At 63.7% G+C, this 26551-nt stretch carries 25 protein-coding genes; 20 read left to right on the forward strand and 5 right to left on the reverse strand.

Features of this window, described 5'->3' with window-relative positions; genetic code table 11:
• Positions 1–291: 291 nt before the first annotated feature.
• The 4 genes from AAFG07_RS02020 to AAFG07_RS02035 all read left to right on the forward strand — a co-directional run bounded on the left by AAFG07_RS02020 (position 292) and on the right by AAFG07_RS02035 (position 3040).
• Positions 292–1188: a bestrophin family protein gene (locus AAFG07_RS02020; RefSeq protein ID WP_342725782.1), complete on the forward strand. Its 897-nt coding sequence runs from the start codon at positions 292–294 to the stop codon at positions 1186–1188.
• Between the two features lie 135 nt (positions 1189–1323).
• Positions 1324–1515, forward strand: a complete 192-nt coding sequence (locus AAFG07_RS02025) for a hypothetical protein (protein WP_342725783.1) — start codon at positions 1324–1326, stop codon at positions 1513–1515.
• Positions 1516–1818: 303 nt separating this feature from the next.
• The gene (locus AAFG07_RS02030; protein WP_092122139.1) at positions 1819–2028 is read left to right on the forward strand and encodes a hypothetical protein; all 210 of its coding nucleotides are present in this window, start codon (positions 1819–1821) and stop codon (positions 2026–2028) included.
• Positions 2029–2125: 97 nt separating this feature from the next.
• Positions 2126–3040 (forward strand): DUF5996 family protein, encoded by a 915-nt coding sequence (locus AAFG07_RS02035; RefSeq protein WP_342725784.1) that lies wholly within the window; start codon positions 2126–2128, stop codon positions 3038–3040.
• A gap of 247 nt (positions 3041–3287) precedes the next feature.
• On the opposite strand, the gene AAFG07_RS02040 is transcribed toward AAFG07_RS02035, so the two are convergent.
• Positions 3288–3482 (reverse strand): hypothetical protein, encoded by a 195-nt coding sequence (locus AAFG07_RS02040; RefSeq protein ID WP_342725785.1) that lies wholly within the window; start codon positions 3480–3482, stop codon positions 3288–3290.
• A 180-nt stretch (positions 3483–3662) separates the two neighbouring features.
• The gene (locus tag AAFG07_RS02045) at positions 3663–5270 is read right to left on the reverse strand and encodes an AMP-binding protein (RefSeq protein WP_342725786.1); all 1608 of its coding nucleotides are present in this window, start codon (positions 5268–5270) and stop codon (positions 3663–3665) included.
• A 212-nt stretch (positions 5271–5482) separates the two neighbouring features.
• Between AAFG07_RS02045 and AAFG07_RS02050 the strand changes: the two genes are divergently transcribed.
• From AAFG07_RS02050 to AAFG07_RS02070, 5 genes are all read left to right on the forward strand, one after another.
• The gene (locus tag AAFG07_RS02050; RefSeq protein WP_342725787.1) at positions 5483–6061 is read left to right on the forward strand and encodes a GNAT family N-acetyltransferase; all 579 of its coding nucleotides are present in this window, start codon (positions 5483–5485) and stop codon (positions 6059–6061) included.
• Between the two features lie 244 nt (positions 6062–6305).
• Complete coding sequence (locus AAFG07_RS02055) at positions 6306–7655, forward strand: DUF3100 domain-containing protein (protein WP_342725788.1); 1350 nt, start codon at positions 6306–6308, stop codon at positions 7653–7655.
• Positions 7656–7677: 22 nt separating this feature from the next.
• The gene (locus AAFG07_RS02060; protein WP_342725789.1) at positions 7678–8847 is read left to right on the forward strand and encodes a M20 aminoacylase family protein; all 1170 of its coding nucleotides are present in this window, start codon (positions 7678–7680) and stop codon (positions 8845–8847) included.
• Complete coding sequence (locus tag AAFG07_RS02065) at positions 8844–10244, forward strand: L-serine ammonia-lyase (protein WP_342729429.1); 1401 nt, start codon at positions 8844–8846, stop codon at positions 10242–10244. The genes AAFG07_RS02060 and AAFG07_RS02065 overlap by 4 nt, the downstream gene beginning before the upstream one ends.
• Before the next feature lie 171 nt (positions 10245–10415).
• The gene (locus AAFG07_RS02070) at positions 10416–11489 is read left to right on the forward strand and encodes an AraC family transcriptional regulator (RefSeq protein ID WP_212316675.1); all 1074 of its coding nucleotides are present in this window, start codon (positions 10416–10418) and stop codon (positions 11487–11489) included.
• Positions 11490–11818: 329 nt separating this feature from the next.
• Here the strand turns inward: AAFG07_RS02070 and AAFG07_RS02075 are convergent, their stop codons facing one another.
• The 3 genes from AAFG07_RS02075 to AAFG07_RS02085 form a co-directional block, all read right to left on the reverse strand.
• The gene (locus tag AAFG07_RS02075; RefSeq protein WP_342725790.1) at positions 11819–13018 is read right to left on the reverse strand and encodes a CoA transferase; all 1200 of its coding nucleotides are present in this window, start codon (positions 13016–13018) and stop codon (positions 11819–11821) included.
• A 106-nt stretch (positions 13019–13124) separates the two neighbouring features.
• On the reverse strand, positions 13125–14099 hold the full coding sequence (locus AAFG07_RS02080) for a 3-hydroxyacyl-CoA dehydrogenase NAD-binding domain-containing protein (protein WP_342725791.1): 975 nt from the start codon (positions 14097–14099) through the stop codon (positions 13125–13127).
• Positions 14100–14120: 21 nt separating this feature from the next.
• Positions 14121–14879: an acetoacetate decarboxylase gene (locus AAFG07_RS02085; protein WP_342725792.1), complete on the reverse strand. Its 759-nt coding sequence runs from the start codon at positions 14877–14879 to the stop codon at positions 14121–14123.
• A gap of 313 nt (positions 14880–15192) precedes the next feature.
• Here AAFG07_RS02085 and AAFG07_RS02090 point away from each other — a divergent pair, with 313 nt between their 5' ends.
• The 11 genes from AAFG07_RS02090 (at position 15193) to AAFG07_RS02140 (ending at position 26547) form a co-directional block, all read left to right on the forward strand.
• Complete coding sequence (locus AAFG07_RS02090; protein ID WP_342725793.1) at positions 15193–16215, forward strand: AraC family transcriptional regulator; 1023 nt, start codon at positions 15193–15195, stop codon at positions 16213–16215.
• Between the two features lie 293 nt (positions 16216–16508).
• Complete coding sequence (locus AAFG07_RS02095; protein WP_342725794.1) at positions 16509–17591, forward strand: AraC family transcriptional regulator; 1083 nt, start codon at positions 16509–16511, stop codon at positions 17589–17591.
• Positions 17592–17771: 180 nt separating this feature from the next.
• The gene (locus AAFG07_RS02100) at positions 17772–18581 is read left to right on the forward strand and encodes an alpha/beta hydrolase (RefSeq protein WP_342725795.1); all 810 of its coding nucleotides are present in this window, start codon (positions 17772–17774) and stop codon (positions 18579–18581) included.
• A gap of 60 nt (positions 18582–18641) precedes the next feature.
• Positions 18642–19082, forward strand: coding sequence for a phasin family protein (locus tag AAFG07_RS02105; RefSeq protein WP_342725796.1), 441 nt, complete (start codon positions 18642–18644; stop codon positions 19080–19082).
• A gap of 38 nt (positions 19083–19120) precedes the next feature.
• Positions 19121–19888 carry an SDR family oxidoreductase gene (locus tag AAFG07_RS02110; protein ID WP_342708499.1) on the forward strand — a complete coding sequence of 256 codons (768 nt, stop codon included), beginning with the start codon at positions 19121–19123 and terminating at the stop codon, positions 19886–19888.
• Positions 19889–19917: 29 nt separating this feature from the next.
• Positions 19918–21627, forward strand: a complete 1710-nt coding sequence (locus AAFG07_RS02115) for a long-chain fatty acid--CoA ligase (protein WP_342725797.1) — start codon at positions 19918–19920, stop codon at positions 21625–21627.
• A 136-nt stretch (positions 21628–21763) separates the two neighbouring features.
• The gene (locus tag AAFG07_RS02120) at positions 21764–23317 is read left to right on the forward strand and encodes a wax ester/triacylglycerol synthase family O-acyltransferase (RefSeq protein WP_342725798.1); all 1554 of its coding nucleotides are present in this window, start codon (positions 21764–21766) and stop codon (positions 23315–23317) included.
• Between the two features lie 99 nt (positions 23318–23416).
• Positions 23417–24751 carry an MFS transporter gene (locus tag AAFG07_RS02125; protein ID WP_342725799.1) on the forward strand — a complete coding sequence of 445 codons (1335 nt, stop codon included), beginning with the start codon at positions 23417–23419 and terminating at the stop codon, positions 24749–24751.
• A 94-nt stretch (positions 24752–24845) separates the two neighbouring features.
• The gene (locus tag AAFG07_RS02130) at positions 24846–25442 is read left to right on the forward strand and encodes an adenylate kinase (RefSeq protein WP_342725800.1); all 597 of its coding nucleotides are present in this window, start codon (positions 24846–24848) and stop codon (positions 25440–25442) included.
• On the forward strand, positions 25442–25759 hold the full coding sequence (locus AAFG07_RS02135) for a hypothetical protein (protein ID WP_342725801.1): 318 nt from the start codon (positions 25442–25444) through the stop codon (positions 25757–25759). The genes AAFG07_RS02130 and AAFG07_RS02135 overlap by 1 nt, the downstream gene beginning before the upstream one ends.
• On the forward strand, positions 25750–26547 hold the full coding sequence (locus AAFG07_RS02140) for an SDR family oxidoreductase (protein ID WP_342725802.1): 798 nt from the start codon (positions 25750–25752) through the stop codon (positions 26545–26547). The genes AAFG07_RS02135 and AAFG07_RS02140 overlap by 10 nt, the downstream gene beginning before the upstream one ends.
• Positions 26548–26551 lie beyond the last annotated feature (4 nt).

Raw genomic sequence — 26551 nt, forward strand, 5'->3', positions numbered from 1 at the left:
GACAATTTGTCCTTTTGCGCGGACAAAATGTCCGGCATCGAAAGCCTATCGCGTGCTAAGTGACTGACCAGACTTCATTCCGGAATTGGCGCGGAGGTTGCTTCAGTACGCCCCGTTGAATCGGGGAGACTGCGTGAACCACCAATCGTCCATGTCGGAAGGTCGCTTCCGACGATGTCCAAACTTGATCGTGGCGACCGATGTGCTCGGCATCGCCGGTGACGATGCGCGCGCGGCGTCGGGCTCGAGCTGCAATCTCGAGGAGGGCTCCTGCGTGCCGCGGAGGTCGACATGATTGTGCGCTCCAAGCCCGGCTTCAGGGACATCGTGTTTGCGGTCAACGGTTCGATCCTGCCGCGGATCGCGCCGCATCTGGTCGCGATTGCCTTGATCAGCGTTCTGGCAGTGCTCGCCGCAATGGAGCATCCGGGCATCTTTGCGCGGATCAGCGCCGTTCCCTTTACGCTGATCGGCATCGCGCTATCGGTCTTCATGAGCTTCCGGAACAGCGCCTGTTATGAACGCTGGTGGGAAGGCCGGGAGCTTTGGGGCAAGCTGATCATCGCCTGTCGCTCGTTCGCGCGTCAGACCTCCACCCTCGATGATGACGAGCGGCGCGTGCTGCTTCGCGGCCTGTGCGGCTTCTGCGCCGGACTGGCAGCCCGCTTGCGCGGTGAGGACGAACTGGCGGCGATCAGGCACTGGCGCGATATCGATGCCGCGTCAGGCGGGCCCAACCCGACCAATACCGTGCTCAACCAGATCGGAACACAGTGCCTGACATTGATGAAGCGAGACCGGATTGAGCCGATCCACTATTCCGTTCTCGAGGGGCAGCTGAGCGCGCTCTCCGACGTGCAAGGCGGATGCGAACGCATCGCGTCCACGCCCGTGCCGTTCGCCTATTCCCTGCTGCTGCACCGAACCGCTCTGATCTTCTGCGTGACGCTGCCGTTCGCGCTTGCCGGATCGCTGGACTGGTGGACGCTGCTGCCGGTCTTGCTGGTCGCTTACACCTTCTTCGGCCTCGACGCGCTCGGCCATCAACTCGAGGATCCGTTTGGGCTGGAGCCTAATGCTCTCCCGCTGGATGCAATGCGGCGCATGATCGAGCGCGAGATGCTGTTCCTGCTCGGAGAGCGGGATCTTCCCGCACCGATCGAGGCGCGTGACAATGTGCTCAAGTAGGCGGAACGTCTGATCCAAGCAAGTTGGCGCGAGATTCCCTTCGATCGTGCAACGCCTCGACCTTCATATGAAGGTTGCCATCAGCATATACTGAATAAGCGTATCCGAGTGGGATCGAGGTCCAGGAGGTGCCATATGACGATGAATGAACTCGCTGACGCGCTCGAAAAGATCGACGAGGATGCGTTTGCCTCGTTCCTTCTGGAGTATGAGATCACACACGATGACGGACTAGAGGCAATGAAGACGATGATCGTCGAGGCGCTTCGGTTCGCGGACGCGCACGGCTTTCATGCGAGCCGACCGCCGCTCGACGAGGCCGACTAGGCTCGAGGAAAAGTCTATCCGCCACGAAGATGCCGAACGCGTGCATGCCTCCGCCTCACAAAAGCGTGCGCAGGGCAGGTGAGGCATCGCCGATGGACAGCCTGTCCTCGACGGGACGGACAAAATGTCCGTCGTCGCCAGGCGTCTCGCTTCCAAGCCATTGACATTGTTTCTGTGCCCAAGTTGGCGCATTCTTTGCCATCAGGACTTTCGATGCTCCGGCGGATCGGAATTCCTGTTGGTTCGAGCAATCCGGTTGAGCGCAACGTTGATCGTCATTGATAGCGACAAGGAGGAACCTCAATGTCCAAGGATCATGACAAGGCCTCCCACGGATCACAGGACGCACGGCGGCACAAGATAGACCATCAAACCCGAAACGAATGGCTTCACAGGGACGCTGGCCTACAAGCCTTGTGGCAGGCCTCCGGGATGTCGCGAGACGAGTTCATCCAGCATAATGAGGGTGTCATCGACAAGGTCATTGCCGATAACCTTGACGCGAACCGCTAACCGGAAGCGGCACGTTGGAAGAGGCTACATGTCGACGAATGTTCGCTGAATCGATCCTGCCGCCAGGCCGTCCAAGTGCCTTGTGTGAGGACACGCCATGACTGCTGACGAGAGCACTTCCGATTTCTGGCCGGCCCTTTCCTGCTCAGCCTTCGAGCCGACGCGAAATCTTCTGCACATGGCGTTGCAGGCCGTCGGCAAGCTCAAGCTGGCCGAACCGTTTCAAGCGCAGTGGGCCGAGGTGCCGTTGTGGCTCAGCGCGAGAGGGCTGACCACTGGCCCGATCCGTTATGCCGGTGGCGCTTACGAGGTCCGCGCGGACTTCATCTCGCACGAGCTGCAGTGGCTCACGAGTTCGGGCGCATCGGGACAATTGCCGCTGCGGCCAACGTCCATTGCCGCGCTCGTCGAGGCTCTGCTCGGTCAGCTTCGTGGCGGCGGCATTGACGCTTCAATCACCCTCCTGCCGCAGGAGCTACCCCGTCCGATCCCCTTCAATGAGGACAAGGAACCGCGCCCGTACGATCGCGACCTGGTCAACGCGTGGTGGCGTATCCTCCTCAGCACGCAACGCGTTCTCCAGATCTTTCAGGGCCGGTTCACGGGCAAGACGCAACCCATCGGCCTGATGTGGGGGACGCTGGACATTCGCGTGGTGTTCTACAACGGCAAGCCCGTCAGACCCGCGCAAGATATCGGCTTCATCAGGCGCAATGCGATGAATGCGGAGTTGATCGAGATGGGGTGGTGGTCGGGCGATGCCTCCTATCCAAGGCCCGCGTTCTACTCGTTCACGTACCCGCAGCCGAAAAGCATCGAGAACGCCAAGGTCGCTCCGGCCGCCGCCCGCTGGGACGCCGGCATGGGCGAGTTCCTTCTCGACTACGATGACCTTCGCCAGTCCGGTGATCCGGAACGAGACCTGCTGAACTTCCTCGAATCCACCTATCACGCTGGCGCAACCGCTGCAGAGTGGGATTCCGGGCTGTTGGGTGGCGGCCGGCCGGAGTGACACGCGACCTTGCACCCACAACCGCTTGTGTATCACTACGGCGTGCTGGAGGCGAAACGCCAGACTTCGGTAGTAGCTCAATTGGTAGGTTTTGGCCCAGGACGCTCGAATATGCCCTATCTTTCAACGGGGATTGACTGACACTCTCTCCGCCACCCCACGCCAGAGCTTGGTCTGAGTGTCGGTTTGTTGGCGGCCAGCTAGTTCATTCGCGAACGAAGGTCTTGATTCTGCTCAGATGGCCACATCAGTCTGCGACCTTATCGAAGTCGCACGCCATGAGTGCGGTTTCGGCCAGGCTGACGATGTCCACCCGCAGATCCGTGGTGGTCCCCTGACCGATAATGCCTTGTAGCGTCAGTTCTCCTGTGAGCGCTTCGATCATCCGCTTCATGCGTCGCTGGTACTTGATGCTCGAGCATTCGTTGTCGTGACTGAACATGTCGCAGGCTGCAATTTGCTCTTGATCGATGAATCGCCGGGGATCCAAAAATTGACATGTCCAATGAACATCGATTCCCGAAAAGGTGCTGTCAGACCAAATTGGGAGTGATTTTGGGACATGGCCGATCGGGATTTCCGGCTGGCGCCGTCGGTCGGTCGGGGCAAGTTCGCTGCAGCGTCAGTCCTTGAGCAACCGCCGCAACAGCTTGCCGGCCGGTGAGCGCGGCAACTCGGTAACGAAGCTGACATCGCGCGGTACCTTGTAGGGCGCCATGTTCTGGCGCGCCCATGCCACGAGCTGAGCGGTGTCCAGTTCGGCACGCGGGACCAGGACGATGAAGGCCTTGACCACCTCGCCCTTGGTTGCGTCGGGCGCGCCGATCACGGCTGACGCCGCCACGTCGGGGTGCTTGTTCAGAATCGATTCGACCTCTTCCGGGAAGACGCTGTAGCCGGAGACCTTGATCATCTCCTTGAAGCGCCCCATGAAGGTCAGATAGCCCTCGGCATCGAGGCGGCCCATGTCGCCGGTGTGCAGCCAGCCATTGCGCAGCGCCTCCGCGGTCGCATCGGGACGATTGCGGTAGCCCTTGAATACGCCCGGGCCGCGGATCACGATTTCGCCCGGGACGCCGGCTGGCTGGTCTGCGCCGGAGTCGGGATCGACGATCCGGATCTCGTTGCCGGGGACCGGCCTGCCATGGGTACCCCAGCGTATTGCGTTGCGCGGCATGAAGGTGTCGACCGTGTGGGTCTCGGTCAGCCCGTACGCCGCCTCGAAGCTCTCGCAGTTCGGCGCGACGGCCTGCCATTGCCTGGCAAGCGCTTCGGTCCAGTCGATACCGAAACTGGTCACGGGATTGACGCGGAGGCTCCTCAGAGCGAAGTCGGAAATGTTCGGGAGCTGCGTGATCGCGACGTTCATCGGCGCCACGCTGTACCACCAGCTCACCTGATAGCGGTCGATCGCCTGTGCCGTCACGCGCGGATCGAACCGGTACAGCAGCACGGACGTCGCGCCGGCATAGACCGGTGCATTCACGCCCATCACCATGCCGGCGATGTGATACAGCGGCGCGATCGAGAGCAGGACGTCATCGGTGCCGATCCCGTTGCAGTTCACGGTCGCGGCCGTCTTGAAGATGACGTTGCGATAGGACAGCATCGCGCCCTTGGGCCGGCCCGTGCTGCCCGACGTGTAGATCATCAGCGCTGTATCGTTCATGTCGATGGCGACATCGCGGGGCGACGCGCCGCTTGCAGCGACGGAGAGGAAGTCCTCAGTTTCGCCGGCCGTACCGGCCGGCTCGGAGCCTGATGCGAGCAGCTCATCCGGAACGCCGATCGGTGGCCGCTCGGGCAGCAGGTCCGGGTAGCGGACCACGAAGACATGCTCGAGCTTCGTCTTGTCGCGGACCTGAGCTACGATCGGCAAGAGTGGTTCGGCCGCGACGATCACGCGCGCGCCGAGATCGTCGAGCTGGTAGGCGAGCTCGTGCTCCTTGTTCAGCGCCCCGCAGGGCGAGGCAATGGCGCCGATCTTCTGGATGCCATATTGCGCCATCAGATATTGCGGGCAGTTGTTCATGAACAACGCGACCGGCTCGCCCTTGGCGACACCGAGCTGTTGCAGGCGCGCCGCGAATGCATCACTCGCGCGGTCGAGCTCGAGAAACGTGATGGCGCGGCCATACCAGATGCAGGCCGGTTTCTCCGGCCGCTCACGGGCATGCCTTCGCAGTATTTCGTGCAGCGGTCGTTCGAGGTTGTCGTTGGAAGCGCTCATGGTCATTGTCGCCAGGCTTATGTGCTCATATCGGGACGGAAGGGTGCAAACGGGCCGTTTCAGGAGTTATATTAGGACATTGGTACACCCGGCTTGCCTGATCTGGCGCCTGCGTGCAGGACAGGCGGGAAACGCGCTGCGATCCCCGCAAGGTGGTTGTGGCGAAGTCTGGATTTCGGATTGAGTGAACGATCTGCATGAGGAACACCAAGATGCGATCCTATCCGCGTCGCGTCAACTTCGAGAGCGGGGACGTCGAGTTTCGGTTGATGGGGCCTGCCGACGAGGCCGCCGTCCTGAAATTTGCCAACGCGCTTGCCGTGCACGACATGCTGTTCCTGCCGCGGAATATCCGCGAGCCGAAAGTGCTCTCGGCATGGATCAAGGAGATCGAGCGCGGTTCGATCGTCAGCCTGCTGGTGGTCAAGGACGACATCGTGGTGGGGTGCGGCACGATCGTACGGGACCCCATGTCGTGGTCGGCCCATGTCGGTGAGATCAGGACCGTGATCGCCTCGGATGTGCGCGGCACCGGCATCGGACGGGCACTTTCCAATGAGGCGTTCGACCTCGCGCTGTCGATGGGTCTGGAACGCCTGACCGTGCAGATGACGTCCGACCAGACCCGCGCGATCGCGATTTTCGAAGCACTCGGCTTCCGCGCCGAAGCTCTGTTGCGCGACCAGGTGAAAGACCTTCAGGGCAAGACGCACGACATCGTCGTGCTTGGCGTCAACGTGGCGGATGTGCAGAAGCTCGAACCGGGCGGCTCGTCCGGAGCGATCGACTAGCACGGGGACTAGCCGAGGAACGGCTTCGCCGTCCTCGCACCGTTCGTATCCATGACGGCAACGGTCGCGGTCATGCTGGCTTTCGCGGGCTGGATCTTGGTCCCGCCAGTGTTGCAAAAAATGCAACAAAGACGGGACGGTACGATCATTGATGCAAGATGCTTTCTCCCCGATGCTGCGCGGGCAAGTTGGTTCACCGTTCACCGCATTGCCTCGCAATCATTTTCTGGAGGTGTCCAGCATCATGACGTCGACCTCTTCGCCTTCCGCAGACCTGGCCGCCCCGGCGGTCAATCCCGCAAGCAGCGGCAAGCTCACGCTGTTCGTTGCCGTTCTGATCATCGTCGCCGTCGCCGAGACGATCGGGATCGTCCAGTTCCAGATCGGACCGGGCAAGGTGCTGCTTCAACCGATGGTGTGGGCGCTGCTGATCGCGGCCGCATGGGGCCTCTCAGCGCGTTATCTGCCTGCCGCCGCGCGGATCGGGCCCGGCCTGCAGACCTATGCAGGACAACTGCTCAACGCAGGCCTGCTGCTCTTCGTGATCAAGATGGCTTTCACGGTCGGCGGCGCGCTGCCGGAGGTGCAGAAGGCCGGCTGGGCGTTGATCTTCCAGGAGCTCGGGCACACCTTCGGCACGCTCGTCCTCGGCCTGCCGATTGCGCTCCTGCTCGGGGTCAAGCGCGAAGCGGTCGGCGCGACCTTCTCGATCGGCCGTGAAGGCAACATGGTGATCATCGGCGAGAAATACGGCATGAACTCCGCCGAAGGGCGCGGCGTGCTGGCCGAGTACATCACCGGCACCGTGCTCGGCGCGCTGTTCATCGCGTTATTGGCCGGCTTTGTCGCCAGCCTGCACATCTTCGATCCGCGGTCGCTCGCGATGGGCGCCGGCGTCGGCTCGGGCAGCATGATGGCGGCCGCGATCGGCACCATCAACGGCCACAATCCGCCCGAGATGGCGAAGGAGCTGATTGCGATCGCCTCGGCGGCGAACCTGATGACCGCCGTACTCGGCTTCTATTTCGCCTTGTTCTTCTCGCTGCCGGTGTGCTCCTGGCTGTATGACAGGCTGGAGCCCGTGCTCGGCCGGTTCTCGAACTTCTCGTCGGGAAACCTCGGGCCCTCGATCGCCAGCGCCGGCGAGACAAAGCACGGCACATTCGGCTTCTCCGACTCGCTGCTCGCCTGGATCACCGTCGCGGGCGGCGTCCTGATCGGCAATTCGCTCACCTACAAGGTTCCGCTGCTGGAATCGGGCGCAGGTCTGCTGGTCGTGCTCGCGGTCGTGCTGCTGGTCGACGTCCTTGCCCGTCTGCTGTCGAAAGTGCCGCACATCCTCATCCTGGTCGTGGTCACCACCGTGCTCGGTATTCCCGGCCTGCTGCCGTTCTCTAACGCGATGATCGGCTCGGTCGACAAGCTGAACTTCCTGGCTTTCACGACCCCCGTGCTGACGCTCGCCGGCTTCTCGGTCGCCAAGGATCTTCCGATCTTCAGGAAGCTGAGCTGGCGTATCGTGGTGGTCTCGCTGACGGCCGCTTCGGGCACGTTCCTTGGTGCGACATTGATCGCCGAATTCTTCCATCGCTAACCAACGACAGGTGGACCAACGCATGCCAAAGAAGTTTGGAATCGCCGACGATATCTGTGCCCGGATGCTGGATTGGCGTCATGATATCCATGCCAACCCGGAAACCGCGTTCCAGGAGCACCGCACCGCCCAGCTCGTGGCCGATGCGCTGATGGAGATGCAGATCCCGGTCCATCGCGGCCTCGGCGGAACCGGCGTGGTCGGAACGCTGAAGAACGGCGAAGGCCCGACGATCGCGCTGCGCGCGGACATGGACGCGCTTGATCTCCAGGAACTCGGGGACCGCGTCCACAAGTCAACACGCGCCGGCAAGATGCACGGCTGTGGCCATGATGGCCACACCACAATGCTGCTCGGAGCTGCCGTGCAGCTCGCCCGTCACCGGCCGTTCCGCGGCACCGTCCATTTCGTTTTCCAGCCCGCCGAGGAGAATGAAGGCGGCGGCAAGAAGATGGTCGAGGAGGGGTTGTTCAAGATGTTTCCGGCCGACGCGGTCTACGGGATGCACAACATCCCGAATATCCCGCGCGGAAAATTCGCGATCCGGACCGGCATTGCGACGGCCTTCCTCGATACCTTCGAGATCGTGGTGACCGGGAGCGGTTGTCATGCCGCGACGCCGGAGAAGGGCATCGACCCGATCCTGGTATCGGCCGATCTCGTCTCCGCTCTACAAGGCATCGTGAGCCGCCGCATCGGCGCAATGGACGCCGCCGTCGTGAGCGTCACCCAGATCCATGGCGGCGACACCTGGAACGTGGTGCCCGAAACCGTTACACTACGTGGCACCGTGAGAACGCTGGACGCCGAGATACAGGATCAGGTCGAGGCCGCCATGAAGCAGGTCTGTACCGGCGTAGCGCAAACCCATGGCGCAAAGATCGATCTGAGCTACATGCGGGGATACCCCGGGGTGATCAACACGCCCGCGGAAACCGATGCCGCCGCGTCGGCAGCCGCAAACCTCGTCGGCGTCGAACAGGTGCAAACCGACATCAAGCCGGCGATGGGATCGGAGGATTTCGCTTTCATGCTGCAAGAGCGCCCGGGCGCGTACATCTGCATCGGTGCGGGCGAGACCGCCAATGATCCGCCGTTGCACAATCCATACTACGATTTCAATGACGCCATCCTGCCGCTCGGCGCCGCCTATTGGGTCGAGCTGGTGAAGCAACAACTGCCTGCTGCCTGATGCTTTCGGTCTTCGACATATTCAAGATCGGTATCGGCCCCTCGAGTTCGCATACGGTGGGGCCGATGCGCGCGGCCGGGCAATTCGTCCGTGCGCTCGAGCGCGATGGCCTGCTTTCGAGCACGGCGCAGGTCCGCGCCGACCTCTATGGCTCGCTGGGCGCGACCGGGCGCGGGCATGCGACCGATCTCGGCGTGATCCTCGGCCTGCTCGGCGAAAAGCCCGATACGGTCGATCCGGCCCAGGTGGCGCCGCAGCTTGCGGATATCCGGCGCTCCGGCGAGTTGCGGCTGCTCAATGTTCACCCGGTCCCGTTCCGGCGCGGGCGCGATATTATCTTTCTGCCCGACAGCGCGCTGCCGGAACACCCCAACGGGATTCATCTTGTGGCGTTCGCGGCCGACGGCAGTCTGCTGGCGGAGCGCTATTACTTCTCGATCGGCGGCGGGTTCGTGATCGAACGTGGCTTGGGCGACGTGGCTGGCGGCGCAGGCGGCGAGCTTCCGGTTTGGCCGTATCCGTTCGGCACCGGCGCCGAGCTGGTCGCACGCGCGCAGTCGAGCGGGCGCTCGATCGCCGACATGGTGCTGGCCAATGAGTGCGTGCATCGCACCGACGCTGACGTCCGTGCCGGCCTCCTGAAGATCTGGGAGACGATGAAGCAATGCGTCGACCGCGGCTTCGGGATCGACAATGCGGGCGCGGCTGAACCGCTGCCTGGGCCGCTGAACATTCGCCGTCGCGCGCCGGCTCTCTATCGCGAACTGTCGGCCCGCAACAGCGACACCGAGAGCGTCGATCCGCTGGCGGCGATGGATTGGGTCAACGCCTTCGCGATGGCGGTGAACGAGGAGAATGCAGCGCGCGGACGGATCGTGACCGCGCCGACCAACGGCGCCGCCGGCGTGATCCCGGCGGTGCTGCATTACTACGTCAAGTTCTGTCCGGGCGCGACCGACGACGGCGTCGTTACCTTCCTGCTCACCGCGGCTGCGATCGGCATGCTCTACAAGGCGAATGCCTCGATCTCCGGCGCGGAAGTCGGCTGTCAGGGCGAGGTCGGCGTCGCCTGCTCGATGGCCGCAGGCGGCCTGACGGCCGTGCTCGGCGGTGCGCCGGCCCAGGTCGAGAACGCCGCCGAGATCGGGATGGAGCACAATCTCGGTCTCACCTGCGATCCGGTTGGGGGCCTCGTGCAAATCCCTTGCATCGAGCGCAATGCGATGGGAGCCGTCAAGGCCATCAACGCCGCCCGAATGGCGCTGCGTGGCGACGGCAAGCATTATGTCTCGCTTGATGCCGTCATCAAGACGATGCTGCAGACCGGCGAGGACATGAAGTCCAAATACAAGGAGACGTCGCTGGGCGGGCTCGCGGTGAATGTTGTGGAGTGCTGACCAGAACACGGCGGCGCCGACGAAATACCTCGCGACCGAATTCGGCGTCGCCGGATGCGGTCCGCGTGCGCGCTGCCCGTTGCTGGGGATAGGGGTAGCCGGCCAGCTGCCGCCAGCATTGCGAATGATTTCGATTTAAGCAAGACTCCAAGCCTAGGGAGGAATACGACCATGAGCGCTGGAAGGCGTCTGCGAGACGCCGTGCCGGAATGTCAATTGCCGCCGGATTTCGACCAGCATGTGTATTCGGCGCAGCTGATTGCTGCCATCATCGCCGAGCTCGGCAGGCAACAGGTTCGATCGTCCGTGGCGCTGGCGGGCACCGGCTTGACCGAGGATCAGCTCGAAGCTCACACGACGCGTATCTCGTACCGGCAGATCGACATCGTGGTTCGCAACGCATTGCGGCTGTCGAACGAACCGACCGTTGCACTCCATGCCGGACAGCGCATGCGGGTGACGGCGCACGGAATGTACGGATATGCATTGCTGAGCAGCGCGACCTATGACGATGCGCGCGCCTTCGCCAATCGATACCTTCGGGTCGTTGGCCCACTGTGCGATGCGAAATACTCGTATGACGGCGCGGCGGTCGTCTGTGCGTTCGAGCCGTTGCATTGGCCGAATCCGACGCAGGACGTGCATCGCTTCGCAGCCGAGTTCGCCCTTTCGTCGCATTTGACAACGATGAAGGACCTGGCGGGCGAGTCATTCCGCTTCTCGCAGATTTCCCTCGCCTATGGCGAACCGGCGCATGCCCGCGCCTACCAGGTGATCTTTGACTGCCCGGTCTTGTTTCGCCAGCGCGGCAACGAGTACAGGTACCAGCTGTCGCAGGCCGACGGGCCGGTGGCGTTGGCGGATTCTCGCACCCACGGAATGGCGCGCGAGATGTGCGAGCAGGTGTTGTCCGAGGTCAATCATGCCGGCGGGATCGCTGCCGATGTCAGGCGGGTGCTGATCGAGCAGCCCGGCAGGTATCCGAACATCGAGGCGATCGCCGAGAGGCTTTCGATGCATCCTCGCGCGCTGCGGCGGAGGCTCGAAGCGGAGGATACATCATATCGTGAGCTGCTCGCCGAGGTGCGGACGCGGCTTGCGATCGAATATCTGCGCAAGACCGCGATGACCAACGAGGAGATCGCGAACCGGCTGGGCTATAGCGACGCCGCCAACTTCCGGCATGCCTTCATCCGCTGGACCGGAAAGAGCCCCTCCGACTTCCGGGTCTCTTCGCCGATGTGAAGACCGCGCTGGCAGGACAACGCTCCGTCTGACCGTTCGTTACGCCGCGCTGTCCATAAGTCACCTCCGAACCGGCCTCGTCGAACCTCCTCGTGGTCGAACTCCACGCATAGATTGGCGATCGACAGTAAGCGCGATGGCTGGTCAAGAAGTAACGGACGCGTCGGGCGCTGATCGTTTCTGCTCGGGGGCGTCCTCCGAACCTCAGCTGCGCCGCATCGCCGCTGTGGTGCCCCCCGGTTCGGGCGCCTCGAGACTGGCCGCGCTCCTCACCCGAGGGCGCGGCCTTTTTCTTGTGCGCGCGATGAAGGCGGCCGGTGGTCAGCGTATCATGCCAGGATCTTGTTTTCGCGCATCCCGGCGATGGCCGCGTCATCGTAGCCGGCCTCGCGCAAGATCTGCGTGCTGTGCTCGCCGACCGCGGGCGCCTTGCGCGGCTTCACCTTGGTCGCACCGTCGACAAAGAACGGGCTGTCGATGGTCAGCATCTCGTCGTTCTCGAACGGCACCAGCACGCCGGATGCCAGCATTTGCCGGTCGGTGCACAGGTCGCCCATCTCGGCAACGCATTCGAAGACGACCCCTGCTTCATCGAGGCGCGCCCGCCATTCGTCCCGGTCCCGTGTCGCGAATGCCGCGTCGAACAGTGCGATCAGTTCCGCGGAACGGGCGAAGCGATCGGCCTGCTTGGCAAAGCGCGGATCAGTGAGCAGGTCGTCGAGGCCGAGGCATTTCGCCACGGTCGGAAAGTCACGCTGCTCGTTGACGATCGCGAGCAGCAGCCAGCGGCCGTCGCGGCAGCGGTAGTAGCAGCCGAGCGCATTGAACAAATTCTCGCGTGGTGGCCGCGGCGTGAACGTCGCCCCGCACAGCGCCGCCTGCGCCATGATGCCGTTCGACCAGACGCCGTTGGCGAGCAGCGAGGAGCCGACCTGGGTGCCGCGGCCGGTGCGCTCGCGTTGATACAGCGCCACCGCGACGGCCGCGAACAGCGAAACGCCCGACGGGTGATCACCCATGCCGGCGAGCGCCCGCGCCGGCGGCGTACTGGCGTCGCTTCGCACCATGTCCATCAGGCCCGAACGCGCCCAGTAGGCAGTGACATCGAAGCCCGGCTTTCCCGCCTCGTCGCCGGTTTCGCCATAGCCGGTGAAGGATGCGTAGATCAGCCGATCATTCGCCGCGGCAAGTCGCTCGTAGCTGATCGCGAGCTTCCTGCGGACGGCAAGCGGATAATTGGTGATGAAGACATCGGCGGTGGAGGCCAGGCGATGCAGCACCGCCTGGCCTTCGGGCTTCGATAGATCCAGCGCAAGGCCGCGCTTGTTGCGGTTGTCGAGCAACCAGCCATAGGGTTGGTCCGATCTCGGCATGCCCGGCAGCTTCGGCACCTGACGGAACGCGTCGCCTGCGCCGGGCGGCTCGATCTTGATCACGTCGGCGCCGAAGTCTCCCAACAGTGTCGCGGCGGTTGGCGCGGCGATGAAGCTGCCGCAGTCGATGACCTTCAATCCCTCGAAGATGCTCATGAGCGTTCGTCTCCGCTTGATGCCCGAGGATCCTCCCGGGCGCGTCTGGATTCCGAAAGATCGCGAGCGCCTGTGTCTGCGAGCGCGCGCAGCTTTGAGAGCTCGACTATGTGCGATCCTTGCCGTTGCGTGCCGCCAGTACGTGCAGCAGCGCCACCTGCGTGTCGTCACGTTCGCGCTCCATCCGCGGGATCGGCGTCCTGCCGAAAGACGCCGCGGCCTGGTCGATGATCCTGCGCTGTAGCGCCTCGTCGAGATCGACCTGCGGAATCACCTTGAACGACGCGGCCATGTTCTTGCCGAGGTGCTGGAAGAACGATTCGAGTCCCTTCGGTCCGCCGCCCATGTGGAACGAGCTGAACGGCCCGTTCACGGCCCAGCGCAACCCGATCGAGCTGGTGACGATGTCGTCCAACTCGTCGACCGTCACGACACCTTCCTGCACGAGATAGCAGGCCTCGCGCATGATCGCGCGCTGCAGCCGGTTGGCGACAAAGCCCTGAATCTCCTTTTTGAGCACCCGCGGCACCTTGCCGAGCGCCTCGTAGAACGCCACGGCGTCGGCGGTGGCCTGCGGATCGGTTTGCTCGCCGGGAACGACCTCGACGAGCGGGATCAGATGCGGCGGGTTGAAGGGATGACCGACGAGCAGCCGGCTGGCATCCTTCATCTCCTGCGCCTGCTCGGTGGCCGGCCGCGCCGAGCTCGACGACAACAGCAACGCATGCCTCGGCACCGCTGCCTCGATCTGTGCCCAGAGCTGCTGTTTCCATTCGGGTTTCTCCGGGCCGTTCTCCTGCACGAGGTCGGCACCGGCGACGGCGCGCGCAAGATCCGGCTCGAAGCGCAGGTTGCGCTCCAACCCCTCGTGCGGCAGGCCGAGCTTCAGCAATGTCGGCGCGATCTTGATCAGGGCGTCTTTGGTCGTGGCCTCGATGCCGGGCTGCGGATCGTTGATCACGACATTGAGCCCGTGCGCGAGAAACAGCGCCGCCCAGGAGGAGCCGATGACTCCGGCCCCGATAACGCACACATTGCGATAGCGGTTGAGCGCCGCTGCGCGATCTGCGGATGATGGCATGGCTTTCTCCGACGTGTCCGCTTACCGCGGCTGATCGAGATAGTTGTGGCAGCGCTTGGCGCGGGACAGCGTCAAGTCGGTCATGATGTGGCTGCACGCGACGATCTCGCGCACCGGAAAATCGGCCATCGGGGCCAATGCGTGGGCGAACAGCTCCAGCCGGGCCGGGCCGGTCCAGGCGCCCTTGACGGTGATGTCGGTGATCTCGGAGCGCAGCAGCTCGCAGATGCGCGGCTCGCCCGCCGGCTTCGGACTGTCATAGGTCCACAGGATCTTCAGCATGAAGGTCGGTACGCAGATCTCGGCCTTTGCCTTTTCGAGGTCCAGCGCGCGGTGCTTGTAACCCATCGTCGCGGTGGCCACGCGCAGGCTGCCATAATCCATTGTGCCGACCAGCGTGTCGGAATCGATATAGAGCTTCGGCTTGCCGATCACCTTGGGATAGCCGCTGATTTCGCGGCCGGACGCCAGCGCCGGCAGGCTATCGAGGTACATCGCGTGCAGGTACTCACCCTTTTCGTCGCCAAGGCGCACCTGGACGGCCTGGCCGCATTCGGTGTAGTCGCCGAGACCGGAGGTGTCGGGCATCCGCATGATTTCCCAGCGGACCAGCGGATCGTCGATCTCGAGCGGCTCGGGAACGACGGCGCGCAACGCCTCGATGTCGGTGCGATACAGGATGTTGAGGTATTCGCGGTTGGTGAAGCGAAACGGCCCGCGGGGAAATGCCGGGGCGCCGATTGGCGTCGTCAGCTGCTTGAGAATGTCCTCCCGTCGCATCCGCTCCTCCCTTGATGGCGCTTGCCGTGGTCCGTGCGGGCCCTCCGGCTGCGTGCCGGTTGTCGAGCAAGGCATCGCGAGCCTAGCGATCTCGCGAGGCGGAGAAAGGTGCGATTGGACCGCCGACCGGGTGACTTCCGGACGCGGAATGCGGCGCGCGCAGCGCGCGGGTACCCGATCATTGCGTCGCGCACGCGATCGGGCTTACGCTTGGAGCGGTAAATCAATCGTGGAGCGGGAACGCGCGGAATGCGAGGGACATGCGATCGGAATGACTAGGCAAGACTCGCACGCAAGCCAATCGCCGAGCCGAATGCTGCCCAGCTTCGCGCAGCGAATCTTCCCGCCTCATTCGATCGCGGCCATCGCGGCCGAGCTTCGCGAGCAGGGCATTGATCCATCTGAGGTTCTCGAGGGCACCGGGCTTGTGATCGGCCAGCTCGAGTCGCATACGACGCGAATATCCTATCGGCAGCTGGACACGGTGATCCGCAATGCGCTGCAACTGGCAAGGGACCCCGCCATCGCGCTGCGCTCCGGCGCGCGAATGCATGTTACCGCCTATGGCATGTACGGATACGCGCTGCTGAGCAGTGCGACCCACGCGGAGGCCCGCGACTTCGCAGCGCGATACATCCGCGTGGTGGGTCCCTTCTGCGATTTTGGCCTCTCTTATGATGGTGGGACGGTGGTGGCGACGTTCCAACCCATGCACTGGCCGAATCCGACCGAGAGTGTGCATCGCTTCGCGGTGGAGTTCGCACTGGCCGCGCATCTGACGACCATTCGCGACCGCTCCGGTCAGGGCTTCGGGTTCTCGCGCGTGCTGCTCGACTATGCGCCGCCGCAGCCCACAGCGGCGTATCGTGATCTTTTCGGATGCCCAATTCTGTTCAATCAGCATCACTGTGGATACGAATACGTACGCAATGACGGCCCGCGGGCGCTGGCAAATCCGCGTACCCACGCCATGGCGCGGGAGATGTGCGAGGAGATCCTCGGCGAGGTGAACCGCGCCGGCGGCGTTGCCGCCGATATCCGCCGGATACTGATCGAGCAGCCCGGCAGTTATCCAAGTATCGAGGCGATCGCCGAGCAGCTCGACATCTATCCCCGCGCGCTGCGGCGCAGGCTCGAGGCGGAGGGAACCTCATATCGCGGCTTGCTTGCGGAGGTGCGCATGCGGCTCGCGATCGAGTATCTGCGCAAGACGCGCATGACCAATGAGGAGATCGCGAGCCGCCTCGGCTACAGCGACGCGGCCAACTTCCGTCACGCCTTTTCGCGCTGGACCGGCAGAAATCCATCCGAGTTCCGGGGCGACGCGGGTCTTTAGAGCCCGAGATATCCAAGCGACGCTTCGCCGGCTCTGTCCGTAGTTCACCGGCAAATTGGTTCAATCGAACCTTTTGCGCGGCCGAAGCGCGCGTAAGCTCGGCGCCGTGGTTGCGCTCGCGATCGCGTTCTCCCAACCTGGACCGCCCTCCCTCGGCGGTCTTTCTTTTGGCCGGTCTTGTCCGGAACTCACCCCCAAACGCGACCAATCGAACCTTCCGCTGCCTGGTCCGGCTTACTACCCTCCCGGATTGCGGGACCGGAAACGGGCGCGCAAGGCGGACGAGGAAGCTCGTGTATCACCCGTCACCAAATCTCCTGCAGTGTCTCTATTCGCCGCAACGGATCGCTGCGGTGGTGGACGTCCTGGCCGAGGACGGGATCTCCGCGTCACGCGCGCTCGGCGGGGCCAATTTGACGCGTGCCGACCTGAGGGATTCGTCGGTACGCGTCTCCTATCGGCAGGTCGCGACGGTCTTTCGCAATGCGATGCGGCTGTCGCGGGATCCGTCGGTCGCGTTTCGCGCCGGAGAACGAATGCATGTCATGGCTTACGGCATGTATGGCTATGCCATGCTGAGCAGCCGGACCCGAGCCGAAGTCATCGACTTCGCGGCCAAGTATGGTCGCATCCTCGGAACGGTCGCCGACATCGACCTTGCCCGCAAGGACGATACGGTGAGCTGTCTGCTCGAGCCTCTGCTCTCACGCGATCCGGCCGATGACGTCTATCGCTTCGCGCTTGAATTCGCCTTTGCGACCTATCAGACGCTGAGCCGTGACGTCTATGGCAGCTCGTTCCGTTTCTCGAAGCTGAGCGCCGCCTATGCGCCGCCGCCGCATGCCGGGACCTACGATCGCATCTTCCAGTGTCCGGTCGAGTTCGGTCAGTGCAAGAACGCACTGGAATTCGACGCGGCCTGGATCGACCGTCCGGCGGTCTGCCCCGACGAGATGACCAGGGCGACGGCAGGTCGATTCTATGATCAGCTGTTCGATCATGTCGCGCGGGACGACGGCCTCGCCGCCGACATCCGGCGACGGCTCGTCGAGCATCCCGGCCGCTTTCCGAGCATCGAGGCAATGGCGGCGGAACTCGCGATTCATCCGCGGACGTTCCGCCGCAGGCTACAGCTGCAGCGGAAAACCTACCGGCAGATCGTCTCCGAGGTCCGTATGCAGCTCGCCGTCGGCTATCTGCGCAACACGCAAATGACCAATGACGAGATCGCCGCGCGGCTCGGTTACAGCGACGCGGCGAACTTCCGTCACGCTTTTGTCCGCTGGACCGGCAAGAGCCCTTCGGACTTCCGCGATCGCCCGGCATCAAGCATCGCAGCAGGGACGCAAGATTTATTGGCGGATGTCCCAAACTAACCGGTCAAGCGGGCCAATTGCACCTTTTACGGGTCTGACCCGCTCGATAGCGTTTTGAGACCAAGAGGATGCGCGGTTGCGCGATCGGGTCCGCACGGAGCCGCTCGCGGAGCGAGGCAGCAATCATAAAATGTCGGGTCGTGCGGGACACACTGCATGATCCGGGAGGGGACATTCTGCATGAATACGGTCGTCGACCGCTCTGCGCCGCCGTCGCAATTGCTGCTCGCGCTCGAGGTGCGTGGGATCTGGGAGCTGCAGGCGTTCTTCGCAAGCTACCCGCTGCTTCGCCGCGCGCCGCGCGGCGACGGACATCCGGTCCTCGTATTGCCGGGGCTCTCCGCCAGCGATATCTCGACGCGACCGTTGCGCGCCTACCTGAAGGCGCAAGGCTACGCAGTACATGGCTGGAAGCTTGGACCCAATCGCGGACCGCGTCCCGGCGTCGAGGCAGCCATGGACGCAAGGCTGGCCGAGCTTGCCGAGCGATACAAGCGCAAGGTCAGCCTGATCGGCTGGAGCCTCGGCGGCGTCTTTGCCCGCGAGATTGCGCGGCGCACACCCGATCTGGTCCGCCAGGTGATCACGCTCGGCAGCCCGTTCGCCAACGAGCCGAAGGCAAGCAATGCCTGGCGTCTCTACGAGATCCTGAGCGAGCGCCAGGTCGACGACTGGCCCGACAGGGACATGATGAAGTTGCCGCCGCCGGTACCGAGCACGGCGATCTACTCACGCACCGACGGCATCGTCTCGTGGTGGGGTTGCCGCGAGCAGCATGCCGACCGGACGCAGAACATCGAGGTCGAAGGCAGTCATTGCGGGCTCGGACACAATCCGGCCGTGCTCTATGCGATCGCGGACCGGCTCGCGCTCGGGGAGGGTGAATGGTCGCCATTCGACCGCAGCGGTCTCCGCGGCATGGTTTACCCCGATCCGGATCGAGCCAATGACAGCGTCGCCCTGTTTCGGCCGCGCTGGCCGGCGGCCTGACGCGTAGTCCAAGGATCGGCGTTTCGGCGCCGCCAGCCAAGCACCAGAGGGAGGACGTCGATGGGGACCGATGACAGGCAATCCGACGCAGGTGGCACGGGCGCGATGCCGTGGCTCGGCGATCTGAAGAAAATGGCCGAGAAGTTCGCGCTGCCCGGGTTCGATATGGCCGCGTTGGTCGAGTGGCAGCGCAAGGACATGGAAGCGTTGGTGGAGGCGAACCGGCAGGCCTACGAAGGCATCCAGGCGCTGGTCAGCCGGCGCAACGAGATCCTGCAGGAGACGCTCGCGCAGTGGCAGGCGGCGATGAAGGGCTTCGCGAGCGGTGAAGCCATGACGAAGCAGACGGAGACCGCCAGACAGCAGGTCGAGAAGGCGGTCGCGGATTTCCGCGAGCTGTCGCAGCTGGAGGCGCAGGCGCGCAACAACGCCTGGAAGGTCATGCAGGAGCGCATGCAGGAGAACCTTACGAACCTTCAGAAGCTGTTGCAGCCGAAGTAGTGCTGCGCGTGCGAGGCGCCAACCATCGGGGGAAAGCCATGAGTCTGGCCAAGTTGCAGGACTTGACGGGTCGCGTCGCGCTCGTCACGGGCGGATCGCGAGGTCTCGGTCTTCAGATCGCCGAGGTGCTGGGCGAGCTCGGCGCCAAGGTCGCGATCACCGCGCGCAAGCGGGATGAGCTCGATGCCGCGGCTGCTCACCTCAAAGGGCTTGGCATCGAGGCGCTCCCGGTGGTTTGCGACATGGGCAGGCTGGAGACAATCGCGCCGATGATCGAGCAGGTCGTGGCCGCGCTGGGCCCGATCGACATCCTCGTCAACAATGCCGGGACGTCCTGGGGTGCCGCCACGATCGAGCATACGCTCGACGGCTGGAACAAGGTGATCAACCTGAATGTAACCGCGATCTTCATCGCCACCCAGGAGGTCGGCCGCCGCTGCATGGTGCCGCGGCGGAGCGGTAAGGTGATCAACATCGCGTCGATCCAGGGCCTTACCGGCTGCTATCCGGAAGGCACGCCGACGCTGGCCTACAACACGAGCAAAGGCGCGGTCGTCAACCTGACCCGCACGCTCGCCAATGAATGGGCGCCGCTCGGCATCAACGTCAACGCGATCGCGCCGGGCTATTTCCCGACCAAGATGACCGCGCAGCTCGACCAGAGCGCGACCGCGCATATGGCGCCGATGAATCGCGAGGGCGGCCCCGAAGACCTCAAGGGCGTCGCCGCGCTCCTCGCCTCCGATGCCTGTGCATTCATCACCGGCCAGACCATCGCGGTCGACGGCGGCGTGACCGCCGTCTGATCCGAGAGACCATAGAAGGGAGAGATCTCATGAACGACATGCCCTGGATCCGATCCTATCCCGACGGCGTGCGCTGGGACATCGAGATCGCTGCCGGACCCGTGCAGAAGATATTGGGCGATGCCGTTGCCAAATGGCCGGATCGTCCCGCGATCGATTTCATGGGCAAGCGGATCAGCTATGCCGAGCTCGGGCGGCTCACCGATCGTGTGGCCAAGGGGCTGCAGCTGCTCGGCGTGAAGCCGGGCGTTCATGTCGGCCTCTATCTGCCCAACACGCCGCACTACATCATCTCGTTTTTCGGCATCCTCAAGGCAGGTGGCACGGCGGTCAATTACTCGCCGCTGGACGCCGCCATGGTGCTCGAACACAAGATCGAGGACAGCAAGACCGACATCCTGATCACGCTCGACATGGTTTCGCTCTATCCGCAGATGGCGGCGATGCTGGGCAAGACGAGATTGAAGAAGCTGGTGGTCGGCTCGCTTGGCGAGATCACGGCCGACCCCGACACCGTCGTCAACGAGATGAAGGCGACCAAGCAGCTGAGCGAAGTCGCCTGGGATGATCATCACATCAGCTTCGGCCAGCTGACCCATAATGATGGCGCCTACCGGGCCTATCCGATCGATGATCCGCGCGAGACGATCGCCGTGCTGCAATACACCGGCGGGACGACAGGGTTGCCGAAGGGGGCGATGCTCACCCACGCCAACCTGACCAGCGCGTGCCAGCAGTACCGGGCGACCACGGCCGGCTCGCCACCGGTGTTGGTCGATGGGCAAGAGCGCTTCCTGGCCGTCTTGCCACCGTTCCACATCTACGCGCTTTCCGTGAACGTGCTGTTCGGCGTCTTGATGGGTGCGGAGATCATCCAGCACGTCCGTTTCGATCCGAAAGCCGCGCTCGAGGAAATCTCGACGAAGTCGGTCAGTGTCTTCTGCGGGGTCCCGACCATGTTCACCGCGCTGATCAACCATCCGGAGACGCCGAAGCACAGCCTGCGCGCGCTGAAATATTGCGGATCCGGCGGCGCGCCGCTGCCGCTCGAGGTGGCGCAGCAATTTGCCTCGATCACCGGCTGCAATTTGAGTGAAGGCTGGGGCATGACCGAGACCTCGCCGAGTGGCACCTACACGCCGGCGCAGCATGGCGCCATGCGCAAGGCCGGCTCCTGCGGCATGCCGATGCCCGGCATCGTCATCAAGTTCCTCAACGTCGACGACGGCAGCGGATACGTCCCGCTCGGCGAGCGCGGCGAGATCTGCATCAAGGGCCCGAATGTCATGAAGGGCTACTGGAACAAGCCGGACGCCACTGCCGAGGTGACGACCGCAGACGGCTACCTGCGCACCGGCGACGTCGGCTACATGGATGAGGATGGCTTCATCTTCATCGTGGACCGCACCAAGGACATGCTCCTGTGCAGCGGATTCAACGTGTATCCGCGCGTCCTCGAGGAGGCGATCTACAAATATCCGGCGGTCGAGGAGGTCGCCGTGATCGGCATCCGTGACGAATATCGCGGCCAGTCGCCGAAGGCGTTCATCAAGCTGAAGGCGGATGCCAAGCCGTTCAAGCTCGAAGAGCTGCAGGCGTTCCTGAAGGACAAGCTCGGCAAGCACGAGATGGTGCAGGCGCTCGATATTCGCGCCGAACTGCCGAAGACCGCGGTCGGCAAGCTTTCGAAGAAGGAGCTGTACGACGAGGAAGAGCGCGCGGCCCGGGCGCGGGCCTGAGAGCGCCTGCGTGAACCGGATCGGCAGCGGCGGAGAGGTATCAGGCCTGACCGCAATGCAATGACCGTGACGCGCGAGATATCGGCATACGGTCATCAAGACGGCGATCGCCGTCACAGAGTTATCGGAGGGAAGAATGGATCAACTCAGCAGCATGGATGCATCGTTCCTGCATCTCGAAACGCCGGAGACGCCGATGCATGTCGGCAGCTTGATGGTCTTCGATCTCCCCGAGGGCTATCAGGGCGACTACTACGAGGATGTCAAGGAGATGCTCGGCAAGCGTCTCCATCTCTCGGCATTGCTGAACCGCAAACTGGCGCAGATGCCCTTCCAGCTCGCGGAGCCGGTCTGGATCGAGGACGATGATATCGAGCTCGATTATCATGTGCGGACCGTCACCTTGCGGCGGCCAGGCACCATGGCGCAGCTCGAGCAACTCGTTGCGCGGTTGCACGCCTCGCTGCTCGACCGCAGCCGTCCGCTGTGGGAGATGTATGTCATCGATGGCCTCGAGAACGGCCAGGTCGCGTTCTACACCAAGGCGCATCACAGCGGCGTCGACGGCAAGGCCGGTGTCGAACTCGCCAAGGTGCTCTATGATGTCTCGCCCAAGATGCGCGAGGTGCCGCCGCCACGGCGCAAGCGCGCCGCCGTGCAATACCAGCTCGGCGTGACCGAGCTATTGCAGGCGGCGGCCAACAACGCGGCCCAGCAATATCGCAAGCTCGCGGAGCTCCTGCCGACGGCGGCCAAGGCGCTCGGCACGGCCGCGAGCGTGGTTGCCAGCCAGCGGTCGCAAAAGGGGGAGCGCTCGCTCAGCCTCGGGCTGGCCCCGAAGACGGTGTTCAACGACTCCATCACCAATCAGCGCTCCTACAGTACGATGTCGTTGCCGCTTGCCGACATCAAGGTCCTGGGCAAGCGTGTCGGCGGCACCGTCAACACCATCGTCATGGCGATGTGCAGCATCGCGCTGCAACGCTTCCTCGCCGAGCGCGGCCTGCTGCCCAAGGAGGCCCTGATCGCGATGGTGCCGGTTAGCCTGCGTGCCGAAGGCGACAAGGCGATGAACAACCAGGTCTCCGCGGTACGCGTCGACCTGGCGACCGATATCGATGACCTGCCGACCCGCTTCAAGGCGATCCATGCGTCATCCGAGGCGGCCAAGGCGGTGGTGCGCGAACTCAAGCCGGTGCTCGGTGTCGATGTGCCGATCACGGGTTCGCCGTGGCTGATGACCGGGCTCGCCTCACTGCTTGGGCGCTCCAACCTCGCCAGCCGCATGCCGGCGGCGGGCAACGTGCTGATCTCCAATGTGCCGGGACCAGGGCAGAATCTCTACATGGCCGGCGCACGGATGGTGCATTATTTCCCGGTCTCGATCCCCTATCACGGCAGCGCGCTGAACATCACGGTGCACAGCTATGCCGGCCTGCTCGAATTCGGTCTGACGGCATGCCGGCGCGTCCTCACGCAGGACGAGTCCTACGAGATGATCGAGCATCTCCGGGCGGCCTTGCGCGCGATCGAAGCCCTGCCGCCGGTCGAGGCCGAGATCGTCGAGCTGACAACGCAGGCTGCGGCTCAACCGAAGGCGGCATCGGCGGCCGCGGCGTCGGTGACGGTCATCCAGACAGACGAGGTGCCGCCGGCCGCCGCAAACGACAAGGCGAGCCGGGCCAGCTAGGCGCCCGGGCCTTCAACGCGTCACATCGCCGGGGCTGGGGACGCCACCGCGGTCTCCCGCTCGGCGCCGGAATCAAAAGAACATTTGGAGGACACCAGGATGCACCCACCCGCCGCAAAGGGATCTCTGTCGGTACTGGAAAGCCCGGCGCACAAATCCCTGTTCTCGAAGATCGATTGGCGCCTGATCCCGCTTTTGTTGATCGCCTATATGATCGCCTATCTCGACCGCATCAATATCGGCTACGCACAGCTGCAGATGAAGCAGACGCTGCCGTTCGACGATGCGGTCTACGGTCTGGGCGCAGGCATCTTCTTCGTCGGATATTTTCTGTTCGAGGTGCCGAGCAACCTGCTGCTGGAGCGGATCGGTGCGCGTAAGACCCTGCTGCGCATCATGGTGCTATGGGGGCTCGCGGCCGCCGCCATGATGTTCGTGTCGACGCCGTTCCAGTTCTATCTCGTCCGGTTCCTGCTCGGTGTGTTCGAGGCCGGCTTCTTTCCCGGCGTGATTCTGTACTTCACCTATTGGTATCCGTCGGCGCGGCGCGGGCAGGTGATCGCCACCTTCATGTCGGCGACAACGATCGTGTCTGTGATCGCCGGCCCGCTATGCGGCTCGATCTTGAAATATCTCGACGGTGCCGGCGGCCTTCACGGCTGGCAGTGGCTGTTCCTCGTCCAGGGTCTGCCGGCGTTGATTCTTGGCATCCTGGTTTACGCCTTGCTCGAGGACAAGCCCGCGCAGGCCGCGTGGCTCTCGAAGGACGAGAAAGCCCTGCTCGAAGATACCTTCCAGCACGATGAGAAAGACATCGCGAGCGAACCCTCTGGAACGTTCGGGCAGATGCTGAAGGACCCCAAGGTCTATGTGCTGTCGTTCGTCTATCTCCTCCTGCTCGGCGCGACTTATACGATGGTGTTCTGGATGCCGACCCTGATCCAGAGCTGGGGTGTCAAGGATCTGTTCCTTGTCGGCGTTTATGCCGCGATCCCGAATGCCGCCGGCGTCATTGGCATGATCCTGATCGGCCGCCACTCCGACAAGTGGCACGAGCGTCGCTGGCACTATGCCGCCTGCGTCGCGATCGCCGCTTTCGGCCTGTTCATCACCACGATGCTGCAAGGCAACCTCGTCGGATCAATCCTTGCGCTGTCCTTTGCGGTGATCGGAATTGCGTCGGCGACGCCGCTGTTCTTCGCGCTGACCAGCGAATATCTTTCCACCGGCGCCGCCGCCGGAGGGCTTGCGCTGATCAGCAGTCTCGGCAACCTCGGTCCGGCGATCAGCCCTTCGATCAATGGACTGATCGTGCGAGGCACCGGCGACAACATCTACAGCATGTACTTCGTGATGGCGCTCTACGTGTTGTCGGGATTGCTGTTGCTGCTGTCGATGCGGCCTGCTCCCAGTGCGCGGCTGGCGATGGCATGAGGATCATTCGGGCGACCCGGCCCGCACGGAGCCGGGTTGCTCGACGCTCCGTCGGAAATCTGCCGGTGATCAAGCGAATATCGGGACACATGCGATGAGGATCGTTCTGCTGGGGCCGCCCGGTGCGGGCAAGGGAACGCAGGCGAGGCGCCTGGTCGAGGAGTACGACATACCGCACCTTTCGACTGGCGACATGCTGCGTGCTGCGGTCGACGCGGACACCGGCATCGGACGGAAGGTCAAGGATATCATGGTGAGTGGTGGGCTGGTTCCGGATCAGCTCGTGATCGCCGCGGTGATCGAACGCATCTCGCAAGCGGATGCCGAGCGTGGCTTTGTGCTCGACGGCTTCCCGCGGACGATGGCACAGGCGGTCAGATTCGACGATCTGCTCGATACCGAAGGTCTTGCGATCGACCACGTCGTTGAGCTCCAGGCCGACGAGACGGTGTTGCTGGATCGGATCGAGGCGCGGGCCCGCGAAGCGCGAGAGCAGGGCGGCGCGGTGCGCGCCGACGACAACCACGAAACGCTCAAGCTGCGTATCGACGCCTACAACGAGCAGACCGCACCGCTGGTCGACTACTATCGATCGCGGAACATCCTCAGAACCGTCGACGGACTGCAGCCGGTCGAGGCCGTCGCCCTCGACGTTGTCAGGGCGATCGGCCAAGATCGTTCGGTGATGTGATGCCGGCGACGCAAAATCGCGATCCGCAGGCCCGACTGTCGGGCCATGTCGACCGGATCGAGGTGCTGGAGCCGTTGCGCAAATCGCTTGGCGAGGTGAACGAAACGGCCGATCAATTCGAGCAGGCCCAGGCGTTGCTGCGGGCGATCGAACGGTTCTCCCGCACATATGCTGCCGACCGGAAGTGCGCCGGCACGCCTGCCGGGCTGGCGCAGCGCGACGAACGTCGGCTGGCGCGGGGTCGGCTTGTTGCGCGCGCCGTTCGTGGATTGCGCAGAACCGTTCTGGCAGCGAAGGGAGGCGCCTCATGTCGGTGAGCGGAAATGAAGGTCAATGCGCGCTGGTGACCGGCGCATCGGGCGGCATTGGGCTCGAGCTCGCGCGCGTGCTCGCGGCCAATCGCTTCAGCCTTGTGCTGCTGGCGCGCAGCCGCGACAAGCTGCAGGAGCTCGCCCGCGAGCTCAAGGCCGATCATGGCACCAAGGTGACCATCGTTGCCGCCGATCTGAGCGAGCCGGCGGCGCCGCAGGCGGTGTTCGATTCGCTGAAGGACGCCGGCGTGCGGGTCGACCTCTTGGTGAACAACGCCGGCATCTTGCTCGAAGGACGCGTCAGCGCAATCGGCCTCGATGACCAGTTGCGGCTGCTGCAGGTCAATGTCGTCGCCATGACGGCATTGACTCGTCTCTTCCTCGCGCCGATGCTCGAGCGCAACAGTGGACGGATCCTGAATGTTGCGTCAGTCGCGGCGTTCATGCCGGTGCCAAACCTTGCGGTCTACGCCGCGTCGAAGGCCTATGTGCTGTCGTTCGGCGAGGCGTTGTCCCAGGAATTGAGCGGCAGCAAGATCACGCTGACGACGTTATGTCCCGGCGTGACGGATACCGGGATGGTCCACGGCACCAATCTCGGCAACATGCCGAGCATGATGATCATGGATGCGAAGACCGTCGCACAGGAGGGCTACCGCGCCTGCATGGCGGGAAAGCCGGTACATGTCGCAGGACTTGCCAACGAGCTGGCGGTCCAATGGATCAAGTATCAGCCGAGTTGGCTGTTGCGGGCCATCGGCGGGGTGTTCGGAAAGGCCGCACCGCCGAACTGACGTC

Source organism: Bradyrhizobium sp. B097 (assembly GCF_038957035.1).
Taxonomy (GTDB): domain Bacteria; phylum Pseudomonadota; class Alphaproteobacteria; order Rhizobiales; family Xanthobacteraceae; genus Bradyrhizobium.